Annotated in this window: 14 protein-coding genes; 8 read left to right on the top strand and 6 right to left on the bottom strand. The window is 28.5% G+C overall.

What is annotated here, in order from left to right:
* Nucleotides 1-176: 176 nt before the first annotated feature.
* Nucleotides 177-554 (bottom strand): RidA family protein, encoded by a 378-nt coding sequence (locus tag IC218_RS11295; protein ID WP_227433761.1) that lies wholly within the window; start codon nucleotides 552-554, stop codon nucleotides 177-179.
* Between the two features lie 864 nt (nucleotides 555-1,418).
* Here IC218_RS11295 and IC218_RS11300 point away from each other — a divergent pair.
* On the top strand, nucleotides 1,419-1,904 hold the full coding sequence (locus IC218_RS11300; RefSeq protein ID WP_227824445.1) for a hypothetical protein: 486 nt from the start codon (nucleotides 1,419-1,421) through the stop codon (nucleotides 1,902-1,904).
* Nucleotides 1,905-2,977: 1,073 nt separating this feature from the next.
* Here the strand turns inward: IC218_RS11300 and IC218_RS11305 are convergent.
* The 3 genes from IC218_RS11305 to IC218_RS11315 form a co-directional block, all read right to left on the bottom strand.
* Entirely contained in the window at nucleotides 2,978-3,517 is a 540-nt protein-coding gene (locus IC218_RS11305) for a flavodoxin family protein (protein ID WP_227824446.1), read from the bottom strand.
* Nucleotides 3,510-3,926, bottom strand: coding sequence for a MerR family transcriptional regulator (locus IC218_RS11310; protein ID WP_227824447.1), 417 nt, complete (start codon nucleotides 3,924-3,926; stop codon nucleotides 3,510-3,512). The genes IC218_RS11305 and IC218_RS11310 overlap by 8 nt, the downstream gene beginning before the upstream one ends.
* Nucleotides 3,927-4,136: 210 nt before the next feature.
* Complete coding sequence (locus IC218_RS11315) at nucleotides 4,137-5,258, bottom strand: aldo/keto reductase (RefSeq protein WP_227433757.1); 1,122 nt, start codon at nucleotides 5,256-5,258, stop codon at nucleotides 4,137-4,139.
* A 139-nt stretch (nucleotides 5,259-5,397) separates the two neighbouring features.
* On the opposite strand from IC218_RS11315, the gene IC218_RS11320 reads away from it, so the two are divergent.
* A complete protein-coding gene (locus IC218_RS11320; RefSeq protein ID WP_413927154.1) occupies nucleotides 5,398-5,484 on the top strand; it encodes a winged helix-turn-helix transcriptional regulator in 87 nt (28 codons plus the stop codon).
* A 240-nt stretch (nucleotides 5,485-5,724) separates the two neighbouring features.
* Entirely contained in the window at nucleotides 5,725-7,389 is a 1,665-nt protein-coding gene (locus tag IC218_RS11325) for a cell wall-binding repeat-containing protein (RefSeq protein WP_227824448.1), read from the top strand.
* Nucleotides 7,390-7,627: 238 nt separating this feature from the next.
* Here the strand turns inward: IC218_RS11325 and IC218_RS11330 are convergent, their stop codons facing one another.
* Nucleotides 7,628-8,491 (bottom strand): conserved phage C-terminal domain-containing protein, encoded by an 864-nt coding sequence (locus IC218_RS11330; RefSeq protein WP_227824449.1) that lies wholly within the window; start codon nucleotides 8,489-8,491, stop codon nucleotides 7,628-7,630.
* 540 nt (nucleotides 8,492-9,031) lie between these two features.
* On the opposite strand from IC218_RS11330, the gene IC218_RS11335 reads away from it, so the two are divergent.
* The 5 genes from IC218_RS11335 (at nucleotide 9,032) to IC218_RS11355 (ending at nucleotide 15,670) form a co-directional block, all read left to right on the top strand.
* Nucleotides 9,032-9,952, top strand: coding sequence for an AraC family transcriptional regulator (locus IC218_RS11335; protein WP_227433754.1), 921 nt, complete (start codon nucleotides 9,032-9,034; stop codon nucleotides 9,950-9,952).
* A 90-nt stretch (nucleotides 9,953-10,042) separates the two neighbouring features.
* Nucleotides 10,043-12,463, top strand: a complete 2,421-nt coding sequence (locus tag IC218_RS11340) for an excinuclease ABC subunit UvrA (protein WP_227824450.1) — start codon at nucleotides 10,043-10,045, stop codon at nucleotides 12,461-12,463.
* The gene (locus tag IC218_RS11345; RefSeq protein WP_227824451.1) at nucleotides 12,463-13,485 is read left to right on the top strand and encodes a serine hydrolase domain-containing protein; all 1,023 of its coding nucleotides are present in this window, start codon (nucleotides 12,463-12,465) and stop codon (nucleotides 13,483-13,485) included. Before IC218_RS11340 ends, IC218_RS11345 begins: the two co-directional genes overlap by 1 nt.
* A gap of 102 nt (nucleotides 13,486-13,587) precedes the next feature.
* Nucleotides 13,588-14,334, top strand: a complete 747-nt coding sequence (locus tag IC218_RS11350; RefSeq protein WP_227824452.1) for a MerR family transcriptional regulator — start codon at nucleotides 13,588-13,590, stop codon at nucleotides 14,332-14,334.
* A gap of 85 nt (nucleotides 14,335-14,419) precedes the next feature.
* Nucleotides 14,420-15,670, top strand: coding sequence for an MFS transporter (locus IC218_RS11355; RefSeq protein ID WP_227824453.1), 1,251 nt, complete (start codon nucleotides 14,420-14,422; stop codon nucleotides 15,668-15,670).
* Nucleotides 15,671-15,919: 249 nt separating this feature from the next.
* Here IC218_RS11355 and IC218_RS11360 read toward each other — a convergent pair whose 3' ends face one another.
* Nucleotides 15,920-16,336, bottom strand: coding sequence for a DUF3795 domain-containing protein (locus tag IC218_RS11360; RefSeq protein ID WP_227824454.1), 417 nt, complete (start codon nucleotides 16,334-16,336; stop codon nucleotides 15,920-15,922).
* Nucleotides 16,337-16,533: the final 197 nt, after the last annotated feature.

Raw genomic sequence — 16,533 nt, forward strand, 5'->3', positions numbered from 1 at the left:
AGCTTTCCTCCTATAACAAATATATTTTTGGCACAAAAATATATGTTATATAAGAAAAGCTCAATAGTTAAATATTTAGATAGATTTTTATATAGACTTTTTTAATATAAACTTTTTAATTGTAGACTTTTTTTATTAGTTTTTAATTTTCATTAGTTTTGTCATTGGTTTTATTATTATAATACTGCCATTGCTTCAATTTCTAAAACTGCATCTTTTGGTAATTGAGCAACTTGTACACATGATCTTGCTGGTGGATTTTCTTTAAAATATGTAGCGTACACTTCATTAATATCATTAAAATCTTTTAAATCTTTTACGAAAACTGTAGTTTTAAATACTTTATCCATAGTTGTACCAGCTTGTTCTAGTATTGCTTTTACATTGTCTAAAGAAGCTTTTGTTGCTTCTTTTGGGTCAGATACTAACTCGCCTGTCTTCATGTCTATTGGAAGTTGACCTGATGTAGAAACTATATTTCCAACTTGTATTGCTTGAGAATATGGTCCAATTGCTCCTGGAGCTTTCTCTGTAGCTATTACTACTTTTGACATGATTTCACCTCCTATTATTAAGTTATATTTACAGGAAAATAAAATTTCCTAAACACCAATATTAATATGAACCTCTAGACAAGAAATCAAGTCCAAAGTTTCAAATAATCAATACTCAGATTATTATATTTATTTGTGTTCATGTTAATATTTATTAAAGCAATTAGCATGCCAATTTCTTTTTATTCATAAAACTTTATAGAACCACTTAAAACACCTAAATTGAAACCTTTCCATAAAAAATAATCCGAAAATAGTTTTTTTATAGTACTAATTTTTTTCTCATATCTGGAATTTTACCAACTTGAGAATTCTTGTTTTGAGAATTTGCGAATTTTATTTAAATAGTTCTAAAGTTTTAAGTTATTATGCTATCATGTATGAAAAAACTATGGTTGACAATCCTACTGCTACAAATAGCAACACTTTAATCCAGACCTTATTTACTTTTGTTATCATAGAACCTATTGAAAATATAATAGCCAAGTATAATAGTAACCAAAAAATTATCATTCCACTACTGCTGCTGAAAACTTACAAAACTATTTTTTAATGACCCCATTTATTTTATAAGATATACGTTTATTTTATAAAATATAAGTAAAGTATAAAATTATTTCAGCAACTTTCTCCCTTCTTATTTTTTAAATCTTTTATAGAATTGTATCATGTTTGAGTGAATTTTCATACTATTAAGTCTTTACCTCTACAAAACAATACCTCTCATTTCATGCCTAATAATGTAAGATTACAGCTATTTTATTGATTTTGATAACTTGATTGACTATACTATTATTAGTTTTTATTTGTATATAAAGCTACTATTTATATGCAAAATTTTTATTTATATAGGGGTTTTTAATTATGAACAAAAGTCCATTAACAGCAGAAACAACAGAAGAAATGCTAAAAGTACTAAGTGGGAAAGATTATAATATTGCTTATGATTTTCATAAGCTTGGTCAATCACTCGATTGCAAGATTGAACCACGAACAGGAGCTCGCTCTTATCGTATATTATATTCAACTAAAAAACCAAAGCGTAGTCTATTTACTATTGAATGTAATGAGAAAAAATGGAGAGTTAAAGCAAACCTTTATAATCTAAATACATATAGAGATACTGTGGAGGAATGTTCTAAAACTATTAAAGATAGTATTACAAAAACTCGTACTTGTAAAAAATGTAATCCAAAATGTATTGGTGGTTCTTCATTTGAATTAGATGGCAAGTCCTATTTAACTTGTGTAGGAAGTGGACATTATTTTGCTAATATGGAAGAAATAGATTGGAAAAACCTAAAAAAGTTAATTAGTAAAGAGAATGATATTATGCAGAAATCTGTTTAATATGCTACTAAAACACACATAAATTTAGATATCAAATAAATGATAAAAATGTGCATAGATTTGTATGTATATCAAAATTCTGTGCATATAAAAAAACTGTGGATACCAAAAGGCTGTGGATAAATTTACTTTTCTGTAAATCTAATTATAGCCTTTATGTATTGCTTTTACTATATAATCATTAAAGTTATTTTGTAATCTTAAATTTCCTCCTACGTGTACTGCTTCTATTATATAATCATAAGCATCTATGTTACATTTCAATATCGACTTTATCATATAATAAGTTTTAGATGCATAAGCTTAAGGAGTTATTTGAAAATGATATTACTTTATCCGCAACAGAATAACATATATTAAAATATATTTATAGTAAAGATAATTATTCTATGACATTAGAAAACTATATCAAAAAGAATAAAAGTAGATACTTAAAGGCTTGAATAAAGGAAATCGAATTAGTTGACCAGTTAATGAAAGTGTTTAAGAACCTTGAAAAGATAGAAATTTTGTCTAGAAAAAATGATGTATATAAAGTTAATGTTTTTTATAGTCTGATTTGTCTCTGTCAATGTGACAATACTCATATTAGAAAATCCTCTAGTTATGAAATTTGTTGCTCCTATTAATGTTTTTTTATCTTCTTCACTTTCACTTAATTCTGGAACATCTCCCCCATAATAAGAATTTCCTTGAAGTGTTATATGCTATCATTAAAATTCATCTTATCAGTAGTTGATTTGTTTATAAACCGTTTATATTTTATATATAATTTATTTATATTTATTTTATAATTTATTCACTTTATAAAATTAGTATTTATATTTATGATATGATAATAAAATATGAAGACTGATGCTATGGATGAAAAAACTAATTATCTAGTTTACCAATTATATACAACAAAAAGCTGTAGGTAAATTTGTTTTACACAAATCTACTTACAGCCTCTAAATGGTAGAATACATTTTAGTCTACTATTTATTTTATCAAGATTATTTTGTCTAGATTATTCTGAACTCACTCTATCAATAAAATTTAGTAAATCTGATACTCTTAAAAATCTCTCTTCACTACACTGACTTGCCCATTTCATAGGCATGATTCATTGCTACACTTTCTTTGATGTCACCTACATGCCAAGCTCCTATGCCATACACTATACCTTTTTCCTTAGCACCATTTAGACATGACGTAAATCCTCTGAATCCTTCTAATGTTCTTTCCATAGCCTGCTCACTATTGTCGGCTGCAGCAACGATGAAATAAAACTCTTTTCCAGAAATTTCAGTGTATCTCGAACAAGTTCTATCAATCATAGTTTTCATCTGTGCATTCATAGTATAAAAATAAACTGGAGTTGCCAAAACAATCACATCTGCTTTAATCATTTTTTCAAGAATTTCTTCCATGTCATCTTTTTGTGAACAGTTTCCACCTTTCTCGTAACAGACTCCACATCCTATACAATATTTAACATCCTGATCTTTTAAAAATATTTTCTCTACTTGGTTTTTAGATTCTAATGCCCCTTGCATAAATTGGTCACATAATAAATCAGAATTACCACCTTTTCTAGGGCTTGCAGACAATACAAGTACACTTTTATTCATAAGACAATACCTCCGTTTTTTGACTCTCACTATTATTTTTTAATGTTTTTTCTTTTTCAATAACTTTATCCTCATATCCATCAATTTTACTATTTAATCGTTCTAAAGTTTTCTGCATATCTTCAATTCTTTTAGAAAGCTGATTTCGTTGTTCTATTAAAAGGTCTTTTCTCGCTTTGACAGTTTCGTTCCCTTGTTGAAACATAGTTACATATTCAATCAATGTCTCAATGGAAAGTCCTGCACTTCTCATACATTTGATGAAATTAATCCACTCACAATCTTTTTCTGTAAAAGACCTAATTCCACTTTTATTTCTATTTACAGGTGGTATTAAACCAATTCGTTCATAATATCGTAAAGTATCTGCTGAAAGTTCGTATTTTCTACTTACTTCTGAAATTGTCATACAAATCCTCCTCCTTTCTTGATACTGTATAATTTAAAATCGGATTAAATAGTTTAACTGATATTTCATTAACTTCGACTTTTCTATATAACATTAATTATTTTACTTATATTTCATAAACTTCAACTTTTCTATATAACATTAATTATTTCACTTATACTTAATTAACTTCAAGTTCTTTATATATCATTAATTATTTTATAGTAGCAATTATTTTTCAAATATTTCTGCTACATTCTTTAGAGATTCTACAATTTTGATATGTTGTGGACAATTTTTTTCACACTGTTTACATCCAATACAATCTGATGCTTTTCCATAAGTTTTAGTGTAGTTATTATAATAAACCATTTGTGTTGAAAATCCAGTATTAAGAGCTTGCTTTTCTGCATTGTATAAAGCAAAATAGTTTGGAATAGCGATATTTTTTGGACATCCTTCTACGCAATACTGGCAAGCAGTACATGGAACTGCAATTGCTTCATTTATAATTTCCACCGCTTCATTTATAACATCATATTCTTCCTGTACAAATGGTTCAAAATTTTGCATATACCCTGTGTTGTCTAATAGTTGTTCCATATTTGACATTCCACTTAAAACCATCATGACATTATCTTTACTTGCTGCAAAACGAATTGCCCATGATGGCACTGACATATCTGGATTATAATCATTAAATAATTTTTCTGCTCTTTCTGGTATTTTTGCTAGTGTACCACCTTTTACTGGTTCCATAACTATAACAGGTTTATTGTGTTTCTTTGCTACTTCATAACACTTTCTAGATTGTATACTTTCATTATCCCAATCTAAATAATTAATTTGTAACTGCACAAAATCTACTTCTGGATGCTCATTCAATACTTTGTCTAATAGTTCTGCACTATCATGAAAAGAAAAACCAATATTTTTTATTTTTCCTTCTTTTTTCTTTTCTTCAATAAACTTGAAACTGTCAAATTTTTTAGCTATTTCATAATGTGATACACCAATGTTATGTAAAAGATAATAATCAAAATAATCTACACCACATTTTTCTAACTGTTCATTAAAAATAGGCTCCTGCTCTTCTTTTGTTTTTAAAGCCATTAGTGGTAGTTTTGTAGCTACGGTAAAACTTTCTCTTTTATGTCTCTTTACTAGAGATTCTCTAAGTGCTATTTCACTTTTACCCATATGGTATACATATGCTGTATCAAAATATGTGAATCCTCTCTCTAAAAAAGTATCAACCATATTATTTAAGTAGTCCATATCAATACTTGTAGCATCATTTTCGTCTTTTATTGGTAAACGCATTAACCCAAACCCTAATTTTTTTTGTTCCATTGTCCTGCTTCCCCCTTTATGTATTCTCTACTTTAATTTATGTTTTTAAATATTTATAAATTTTCTATAATTATACTTTACTACTTAGAGTTAACTTCAAGTCAATAGTTTTTTTATTTTTTAATTAAATACTATAAAAATTTATCAAGAAATTCCACCTAAAGTAGAATATTTCCTAACAGATTTAGGAATAAGCTTTGTCCCTGTTTTAGAACACATGAAATAATGGGGAAAAACCTATTTATCAAATGATAAAAATAATCCATCCTGATTTACATATATTCAATGTCGAAAACATTTTCCCAAAGATTTATGATACAATGTTAAATAATAAAATAAAAGCTTTATATTGAATAATCTTATCTGTTAATTTTAAAATGTTACATTTAATAGTAACTTGATTTTAAGATTATATTTTACTAGTTCATACTAAATAATAAAATATAAGGATTGTGAGGTAAAAAATATGAATAAGAAAAACTTAGCTATATTAGTGGCAGGTATGATGTTTTTTTCTAGCTCTTCAGTAATCTTTGCAAACAACGTAACAAAGCAAGAAAGATTAATAGGTAAAACAAGATATGAAACGGCTGTAGAAGTGAGTAAATTAGGATGGGTTCAATCAAAAGTAGCAATTATAGTCAATGGCAACTCTATTCAAAGTGCACTTTGTGCAAATCCTTTTGCTAAATTAAAAAATGCTCCTATACTATTAGTAAATGATAATAGTATAGAAAGTTCAACTAAAACTGAACTTAAAAGACTTGGCGTAGATAATGTATATATAGTGGACAGTGGAAATAGTATATCTAATAAAGTAGAAAATGAAATAAAATCACTCAACATAAAGGTAAATAAAATAGTAGGAAATAATATCTATGAAATGTCTACAAATTTACTTAAAGAAATAGATAAAATAAAAAAAGTAGAAAATGTAGCAGTTGTAAATGGATTAAAGGGGTTATCTGATGCAGTTAGCATAGCTTCTCCATCAGCAATACATAATATGCCTATAATACTAGTATCAGAGGAAAACAGCAATAATAGCAGTATAAATTTCTTAAACAATAGGTATATAAAAAAATCTTATATAGTTGGTGGAAATAAGATTTTATCAGACAATACAGTAAAAAAATATCCGAATAAAGAAAGAATCAGTGGTTCAGATAGAAACAATACCAATGCCAAAATTATTGAACAATTTTACAAAACCAAAAGTATAAAAAATGTGTTTGTTACTAAAGATGGTATGAACAAGGAAAATGCACTAGTAGACGCATTATCAATAGGAGTATTGGCAGCCAAAGAAAATTCTCCTGTAATAATATCTAATGGCACTCTTGTAAACAGCCAAAAAGATTTTATTAACAATAAAGACATAAAAGAAGTAACACAAGTTGGCGGAGGTGATAACCAAAAAGCATTTGAGGATATCTTAAAGCTAAAAAATGTCGATATAAGAAATAAAACTAAAAAAATATCTTTAATTGAAGCTAAGGAAATATTAAAACAAGCTGTTCCAGAAAGTAATGTTTTAGTTTGTTACTACGACCAAGATGATAATAAATACGACAGTAAGGTTATAAAGGATAATATTGTATATGAAGTAGAAATAGATGCCTACTCTGGTAAAATAATAGAAATTGAAAAAGATGATATAAATAATAATTTAGGTGTCAAAAATATATCTTTAGATAAAGCTAAATCTATAATACTAGATGCCATTCCTAATGGTAATTTAATATACTGTAAATATGATGCTGGCGATAATGAATATGAAGCTAAAGTTGTAAAAGATAATAAAACATATGAAATAGAGATAAATGCATTTGATGGAAGAATTATAGATATTGATATGGACGATGATTATGATGATAATGATTATGATGACTCTGATAATAATCACAATAATAGTGATTCTAATTCTAATAACAATAACTCTATAATTAGCATTGAAAAAGCTAAGTCAATAATGCTAAACAAAGTACCTGGTGGTAAAATAGTAAAATTTGAATATGATAAAGATGATAAAGAATATGAAGGCGAAATAATAAAGGGAAATAATGAATATGATATAACAATCAGTGCAATCACTGGAAAAATATTAGAATATGAAGTTGATACAATATAGTGTATGACTCTAATGATACAGTTTATAAAAATTTTCTTATTTGATATTGCTGTAATTTAAATTTGATATTACTGGAATTTTAAAAATTCCAGTAATATTTTTTATTATTAATAACACTAATAACCCTATTTTCCATACATATAATATATCTGAACATAAACTATATATGAATTTTAGATTTTTCATAATATCTATTCTAGTATATCTCTTCTAAACTTATATCTCTTATCCACTATAATCACTTTTTATTTAAGTAAGTCTTGAATTCATGACCAAATAGAATCTCTGGCTTTATATCCACTAGCGTAGGAGTCTCCTTCCAGCTCTTCACTCTTGATTCTATAACTTTATAAAAATCTTCTAAGCTATGGCCTTCTTTTCTTCTTTCAGCTATAAGTTTATTATCTGTTTCTGAATCAAACCTAAAACTTTCCCCTGACTCTTTATTTAACTTTTTTATAATATTTTCATAAATACTTTCTATATAACAATATTCCTCTTCCACATCAGTATTTTTCTTGGAGTTCTTTTTTAATAACTCTTTTTTTAAATTTTTTTTTAATAATTCTTTTTTCTTTGTTACATCTTCTGTTTCATCTACAGTATGAAGTTCTGGGTCATAACCCCATTGTCTATACTCTTTATCTACATAGCTATACATATTGGTATCACTGGTCTTATCTTTGTCATACTTATATTCATGTTTTGATACCTTTTGGATACTATTATTTGTTTCATTAATATTTTCTAATATATCTTCAAAAAAACTTCTACGTTTCTTTATTACACCTGTATCATTACTTTCAGAGCATATATAACTATATACAGAGCAACAATTTCCCTTCACTCCTCGACTTATTAGTCTCAATATTCCTAAATTTATAAATTCATTTACAAGCCTACTTATTGTAGATATTGATAAATCAAGGTCAGATGCAGCCTTTCTTACAGTCATCATAAACTGTCCCCTTGGTAAAGTTCCCCTTAATCTTTGTATATTTTCTTTTCTCATTATATAGTGATTAAACCTTATTTTGTTTACATCACTTCGCTCGTTAAAATATAATACTGCTGAATTTAATTGATAAAAACCATTGTTCATATTCTTATTCCCCCAATTCAAATAAATAGTTGTTTGTAAGTATTTTTGTATTTCTTAATAATTTATTAGATGATTATATTTTATTAAAAATCATTCTTCTATATTTTTCATTTTAAAGTTTTAAAGGCTCTATGTTAATAGATGAGATTTAACTTTTTTATTTAAACAATAAATTTAATAATTTTTTTAATATAAATATTTTATTATTTAGTAAACATTTTCTTAAAATTGATATATTGTTCTTAGTATCAAAGTTTACAACCCTACTAGATATTAAGTTTTTGTCTATGTTATAGTCTCTAACTTTATATAAATGTATAATCAAATATACAATCTAAAAATATATCACTATGTTATACTAAGTGTTACAAAGTAAGATAGAAATTCTCTTATAATATAAATTGTTGTTATATATAAGAAAAACTCCTAATAAAAAATCTATTTAACATTTTTTTACTTTAAATTTCACATACTCAACGCTTTATTTACTATAAATAAGGGTATTTAAAATATATATTTTTACAATAAGGAGGTATACTTATGACCGATTCCCAAATTAAAAAAGAATACTTACGTCGTATTTGCAAAGTACAAGACTACATAGAAGAGCATTTGTATGATTCTCTTTCTCTTGAAGAGCTTTCTAATATAGCAGGTTTTTCAAAGTTTCATTTTCATAGAATTTTCAAAGCGATAGAAAAAGAAACATTGTCACAGTATGTAAATAGGTTAAAACTAGAAGGAGCCACTTCTTTTCTTATTCATCGTACTGATATGACAGTTACTGATATTGCACATTATTTCGGTTTTACTGATTCCGCAGTTTTTTCGCGAGCCTTCAAAAATTATTATAAGATAAGCCCTATAAAATATAGAAACAATTATAGCAAGAATTGCAAAGAACCATATAAAATTTCTCAGTATAATAGACACATATCAAAACTTAAATCTAAAAATAAGAGAGAGGTTAAGGGAGAAATTGAAATCTTAGAACTTGATAATGTAAATACAGCTTATATTAGATACACTGGGTCATATGGAAATTTGGCCAGTCACTTTCCAAAGATTGTAGAAAAACTCTTTGATTATGCAAATGAGCAGAATCTAATTGAACTTGAAAAGACAAAGATATTAGCTATTTATCATGATAATCCTCAATTTACACAAGAACATCATTTGAGGACTAGTATTTGTATGACAATTCCAGATAATATTGTTGTCAAAGAAAATAGCGACCTTGGCAATATTACAATACCTTCTGGGAAATATCTGGTGGGGCATTTTAGTATTTTTCAAGATGAATATAGTGATGCTTGGGATTTTATGTATAATGAATGGCTATCAAATGATGAACATAAACTACGTAATTCTTTTCCTTTTGAAGTATATCTTAATGACCCAAATAGTCACCCACAAAATAAACATATAGTTGATATATATTTACCTATAGAGCCTTTTTAATACTATGATTTCGCTTAACCTCTTCTTATATTAATGATTAAAACATACCAATTTTATAGTTTGATAAAATTAATAAAATGAGGTGAATTAATGAAAGAAATAAAAATCAAAGGTGCAAAAATACATAACCTAAAAAATATAAATATCTCTATCCCCAAAAATAAGCTCGTAGTTGCAACAGGTGTTAGTGGTTCAGGTAAATCCAGTCTTATGTTCGATATTGTATTTGAGGAGGGGCGTAAACAGTACTTACAGTCCTTAGGCATACTTTCAGGCATTGATAATGAGAATAAATTTGACAATATTCAAGGATTAGCTCCTACTATCGCTGTTAAACAAAATATCATCCGTCAGAGTAATCCTCGTTCAACAGTAGGTACTAGAACCAATATTATTAGTATGCTTACACTATTATATACAGGAGAAGGACAAGTAATATGTTCTGCGTGTAACACTCCTGTAGACAACAATCTTATTTGTAATAATTGTGGTAATAAAGAAGAACGCTTAAGACCAAGTTATTTCTCATATACCTCTTCAGATGGAATGTGTATGAAATGTTCTGGACGTGGAGCATACTTTGAGATTAATATTGAAAAACTTATCTTGGATAAGCGCACTACTCTAAAAAAAGTTTTGGATAGAGCCCAAATCACACCAGGATATTTGAGAGTGTTATCTAAAAAATTCAAAGATTACTTAGATATACCATTCTTACAATTGCCTGAGGAAGTACAAAACGAGGTACTATATGGTCACTATGAAAATGGAAAACAAAGTTCTTCTTTAGCAAAAGTACTTCATGGTCGTCACCAAAGAGGTGAAGACTTAAATGGTATTTATAGCATGACTACTTGTTCTGAGTGCCATGGTTTTAAAATTGGTGAAGAAGCACGCCAAGTTTTATTAAATGGAAAGCATATTGGTGAACTTGGAAAGATGAGCATTTTAGAAGTTCATGAATTCCTAAAGTCATTATTGAATCAAGACAAACTAACTATTCTAGGTAAAAATTTAATAGCTGATATTTTAATTAAGACAAATAATCTAATAAAGGCACGACTAGGTCATCTGTCCTTATACAGAGAGATGTCAACTTTAAGTGGTGGAGAAATACAAAGGCTATTTTTAAATTCTCACCTTGATTCAGAGATGGACTCATTAATTTACGTACTTGACGAACCAACTGCGGGATTACATGAATCCGAAAAAATCGACATTCTAAAATCCATTAAAGATTTAAAAGATTTAGGTAACACTGTCATTGTAGTTGAACACGACAAAAATACAATTAATATGGCAGAACATATTATTGATATAGGGCCAAAAGCTGGTATTGAAGGTGGACAATTAATATATCAAGGAGATTTAGAAGGTCTACTTAAGTCAAATGAATCAATTACTGGACAATATATCTCAGGAAAATACTCCATGCCTACTAGAACATCATCTAAAAATATTACGGACATTGAAAAAATGCATTGTATAGTTGTTCAAAATGCAAGTACAAATAATCTTAAAAACATTACTGCATCATTACCTTTAGGTGCTATGGTTGGAATAGCTGGAAAATCTGGTAGTGGAAAAAGTTCCCTTATATCAGATACATTACTCCCTCTTCTTAGAAGTTACTTCAACAATCAAGCAAGTAATAATAAAACCACTCTTAAAGAAAATGAAGTAAGTAATGAGGATGATTATACAATTGTAGAAACTATTGCTGATAAATTAAGTGGTACACAATATATCTCTGGATATTCAGAAATATCTCAAACTCCTATTGGTAGAAATATGAACTCAACTCCTGCCTCTTATATTGGGATATGGGATAAGATACGTGTTTTATTTGCAGGTCAACCAGAATCAATAAAACAAAATTTCACTGCTGGGCATTTTTCATTCAATTCAAAAGGTGCTTGTCCTAAGTGTAGTGGTAGTGGATATGAAAAAATCTGGTTGGGAAATAATTTAAGTATGGACAGTATATGTAATGAGTGTCATGGAAAAAGATTTAATGATGAATCCCTATCCATTAAATATAAGAATAAAAATATCTATGATGTCTTAAATATGAGTGTATCTGAAGCTGTTGTTTTTTTTGAAGATACTCCAAATATTGTTTCACACTTAAAAGTACTAGAACAAATTGGTATGGGTTATATAAAACTAGGTCAACCTACCCCTACTTTAAGTGGTGGAGAATCTCAAAGAATCAAGCTTGCAAAAGAGATTGGTAAAAAACGAAAAGGCAATATCCTCTATGTGTTGGATGAACCCACTACTGGTCTAAGTCTGTATGATACTGCTAAACTAATTCAATTGTTGGATGAATTAATCGAAAATGGAAATTCTGTAATTGTTGTTGAACATGATATAGAAGTTCTAAATACTTGTGACTGGATTATTGAACTTGGTCCAGAAGGAGGAGACAAAGGCGGATATATCATTGCAGAGGGTTCTCCTCAACAACTAAAAGAAAACTCAAAGTCTATAACAGGGAGGTATTTATAATGGATAAAGGCTACTGCTTAGATTTGAAATTTGAAAATATAGACCCTTCAAGTGTTGGAATGGATTCAAAAAAACTTTCACAGCTTGAACCTTTAATAATCTCACAATATAGCAATATAAACGCAATAATCATAGCAAGAAGAGGAAGTATCGTCTTTGAAAAATATTATAATGGTTATAATGCCGACGATACTTTTCATGTTGCATCTGTCACAAAAAGTATCATATCAGCCCTAATTGGTATCGCAATAGACAAGGGTTATATAAAGGATGTTGAGCAAAAAGTTGTTGATTTTTTTCCTGAATATAATTGTAGCCCTGCTGATATATACAAAAAAGCAGTAACTATACGCCACTTGCTTACGATGACCGCACCATACCCTTTTAAAAATACAACTGAATCATTAGAGAGACTTTCTAAACAACGAGATTGGGTAAAATATGCCCTAAATCAACTTGGTCAAAACAAAAATATTGGAACTTTCAAATATTCTTCAGCTGGAGTTCACCTACTTTCAGCTATTATTACAAACACTACAGGAAAGTGTGCTCGTGAATTTGCTAATGAACATCTATTCAAGCCTATTGGTATGAGAGAAATACCCGATTATGATATAGAAAATTTTGATTTTGAAGATTTATTTGGAAAAAATCTTAAAGGTTGGGCAAAAGACAGACAAGGTAATACTGCTGGTGGCTGGGGACTTACATTGAGTGCCAGAGATATGTTACGATTTGGTTCTCTGTATTTAAATGATGGTATTTGGAATAATAAACGTATTATATCTAAATCATGGATTGAAGAATCAACCAAAATGAATTCCAATGAGTATGGTTATCTATGGTGGCTATGTGAAGAAGATGGAGTTCTTTGGTATTCAGCAATGGGAGCTGGAGGAAATGCCATCTGTTGTATACCAAAGTACGATTTGGTTATAGCAATACCATCTAAGATAGTTTTTAAAGCTCGTGATAGATGGCAGCTTATTAAAAAACATATACTTACTTCTATAATAGAATAGTTGTATATGGAATGATTATAACAACCCTCCACTATAACACCAGACTTTCGTTTAGTGATATTATTGTTGATGCTATATACACACAAGAGGAGTTGAATATAAATGAATACCTATACGACATCAGAAATAGCAGACTTGATTAGTATACATCCTAATACAGTACGTTTATATGAAGAACTTGAACTAATACCTAAACCTAAGCGTAACCATAATGGCTATCGTATTTTTAACGATTTTCATATAGAGCAATTTAAATTTGCTCGTACAGCCTTAAAAATTGAAGTTACACAAAGAGGATTGAGAAAAAATGCAATTGAGATTGTCAGAACATCAGCAAATAAAGATTTTGACAAAGCTATTTCTCTTGTTAGTCATTATTTACAACAATTAGAAATAGAAAAATCAAATGCTGAGGAAGCAATCAATATTGTCAAAGAAATTTTAAATGGAAACACACAAGAGACAGACAAGTTATTTTTAACTAGAAAAGAAACCTCAGAATACTTAAAGGTTACAATAGATACTTTAAGAAATTGGGAAATGAACGGGTTGTTAAAAGTAAAAAGAAAGCAAAATGGTTATCGTGTATATACTGATGAAGATATAAAGCGCCTTAAAATTATTAATTCGTTACGCTCTGCAAACTATTCTCTTTTAGCTATTTTAAGAATGTTAAATGCTTTGTCTTGTAATCCCAATGCTAATATTAAAACTGTTATTGACACTCCAAAAGACGATGATGAAATTATCTCAGTATGTGACAAATTGATAACCTCATTGAAAGAAGCGGAATACAACGCAAAAACAATGAAATCTCATCTTCAAAGCATGAAAGAACAATTTTCTTAACCCTCCACTCTAACTCCATACTTTGATTTGTGTGTTATTCTTAAGAGCAAGAAAAATTAAACACACAAATCAAAGGAGGAATAGAATGGAAAACAAAAATACTCATTTTACATGGAAGCAAAAAATCCTTACCTTTTTAGTGAGCCAATATATTTCCCTATTTGGTTCATCACTTGTACAGATGGCAATGATATGGTATATCACACTTCAAACGTCATCAGGCATATGGGTAACAATCTTAACCGTATGCTCCTTCATACCACAAATGCTAATATCTTTTTTGGCAGGTGTATGGGCAGATTACTATAATCGAAAAATACTCATCATTGTATCTGATGCTATAATCGCTGCTTCTACACTAATACTACTTATGCTTATGATGTCAGGAATTAAAGGAGAAAATGAATTAATCGCAATTGCTGTTGTATCTATTATTCGTTCTTTAGGAAGTGGTGTACAGATACCTGCTGTAAATGCACTGATTCCTCAACTTGTGCCAGAGGAACACTTAATGCGTTTTAATGGTATAAATGGCAGTATTCAATCTATAGTACAATTTATAGTTCCTATTGTATCCGCAGCAATTCTTGGTCTAGGAAATAAAATATCTCAAGTACTTTTAATTGATATTATTACTGCAATTATTGCTATTGTATTACTCTGCTTCATTAAAATACCTAAACATAATATAATAAAACAAACTGAAAAAGTATCATTTTTAACAGACATGATATCTGGAATAAAATACTCTTTTTCGGATAAATTTATTAGAAAAGTAGTTTTTACTTATGGCGCTTTCATTTTTCTTTGTGTACCATCAGGCTTTCTTATAGGATTATTGATTGAGCGTACATTTGGTAAGGGGTATATTTATCTATCTATTATTGAAATGATTGGCTTTTCAGGTATGGTTCTAGGTGGATTAGTTATAGGAATATTTGGTGGCTTTAAAAATCGAAATAAGACATTTTTCTTGGCAATGTTATCTTATGCTATCTTTTCTATTATTTTGGGGTCTGTTACACAAGCTTGGCAATTTTTCATATTCATGTTTTTTACCAGTTTTTCAATCCCAATTATTCAAGCAACAGCTATGACCATGTTGCAAGAACATGTAGTACCAGAAATGCAAGGTCGTGTATTGGGCTTACCTACTATTATATATACTGGTCTTATACCTCTTGGGATGATACTCTTTGGACCACTCGCTGATATAGTATCTATTAATTTCTTGATTATTGTTTCAGGTGTAATAATTGCATTTTTTGCTTTATCTATTCCTTATTCAGGACAATTTTATAAGCAAGGCATCTTTAAATCAAAAGAAATTAAATAATATGCCAAAGAAACTAAATAATATACTAAAAAAAATTAAGTAATACACTAAATAAGCTAAGTAATATACTAGAGAAATTTTAATTGTTCTATTTTGATTTTTATACATAATACACTAAGATAGTTTTAATCACTACGATAGTTTTAATTAACCTAGTTCAAATTTTATAGACCTCCGTTTCATTTACATCTTCATTTTCATCAAGAATTAAATGAAACGGAGAAAAGCTATATGCCAATAAGGTTATTATTATTTTGATTCATTTTTAGCATGACACTCAGAACATTCAGAGTCATGTAAAGAAATAATGCCACCACAATAAATACAAGTCCATTTTTTTGATTCCTCTTCCATCAAAGTAGTTATTCCAGACTCTTTAGCTAAAATACTATTTTTTATAAGGCTCTCTTCGTATCTTTTATTGTAACTTTTTTCCAAATTTTTGACCAATTTGCATGGAAATTTTTCACACTCAAAACAGTATTTAATCTTTTCTATCTTTGTACACTCTTTTATAGTACACTTTCTGCAATGTTCTGGTTTCCCCAAGTCACCTGCATAACATCCCTGACAAGGTTTCTTTGAATAACAATGTTTATAACAGACTTTACAGTTCATCCCACAGGGAGCAAACATAATATTTTCAATCTTATTGGGCATTTTCATAATACATTACTCCTTTATATAATATTCTTAATTATTGAATAACCTTAATTATTGAAATCGTGAAATTTTTGAATAGTATCATTATGAAAAATCATTTTAATAAGATACTTTCATCTATCATAACTCTTTATAATCAAATCATCTACTTTACTTACCTTAATCATATAATAAACACATAATATAAGTATATCAATCAA

Source organism: Clostridioides sp. ES-S-0005-03 (assembly GCF_020658455.1).
Classification (GTDB): Bacteria; Bacillota; Clostridia; order Peptostreptococcales; family Peptostreptococcaceae; genus Clostridioides.

Bases quoted from the DNA above. Each gene is read 5' to 3' on its own strand.
- IC218_RS11295 (WP_227433761.1), bottom strand. From the start codon at position 554: ATGTCAAAAGTAGTAATAGCTACAGAGAAAGCTCCAGGAGCAATTGGA.
- IC218_RS11300 (WP_227824445.1), top strand. From the start codon at position 1,419: ATGAACAAAAGTCCATTAACAGCAGAAACAACAGAAGAAATGCTAAAA.
- IC218_RS11305 (WP_227824446.1), bottom strand. From the start codon at position 3,517: ATGAATAAAAGTGTACTTGTATTGTCTGCAAGCCCTAGAAAAGGTGGT.
- IC218_RS11310 (WP_227824447.1), bottom strand. From the start codon at position 3,926: ATGACAATTTCAGAAGTAAGTAGAAAATACGAACTTTCAGCAGATACT.
- IC218_RS11315 (WP_227433757.1), bottom strand. From the start codon at position 5,258: ATGGAACAAAAAAAATTAGGGTTTGGGTTAATGCGTTTACCAATAAAA.
- IC218_RS11325 (WP_227824448.1), top strand. From the start codon at position 5,725: ATGAATAAGAAAAACTTAGCTATATTAGTGGCAGGTATGATGTTTTTT.
- IC218_RS11330 (WP_227824449.1), bottom strand. From the start codon at position 8,491: ATGAACAATGGTTTTTATCAATTAAATTCAGCAGTATTATATTTTAAC.
- IC218_RS11335 (WP_227433754.1), top strand. From the start codon at position 9,032: ATGACCGATTCCCAAATTAAAAAAGAATACTTACGTCGTATTTGCAAA.
- IC218_RS11340 (WP_227824450.1), top strand. From the start codon at position 10,043: ATGAAAGAAATAAAAATCAAAGGTGCAAAAATACATAACCTAAAAAAT.
- IC218_RS11345 (WP_227824451.1), top strand. From the start codon at position 12,463: ATGGATAAAGGCTACTGCTTAGATTTGAAATTTGAAAATATAGACCCT.
- IC218_RS11350 (WP_227824452.1), top strand. From the start codon at position 13,588: ATGAATACCTATACGACATCAGAAATAGCAGACTTGATTAGTATACAT.
- IC218_RS11355 (WP_227824453.1), top strand. From the start codon at position 14,420: ATGGAAAACAAAAATACTCATTTTACATGGAAGCAAAAAATCCTTACC.
- IC218_RS11360 (WP_227824454.1), bottom strand. From the start codon at position 16,336: ATGAAAATGCCCAATAAGATTGAAAATATTATGTTTGCTCCCTGTGGG.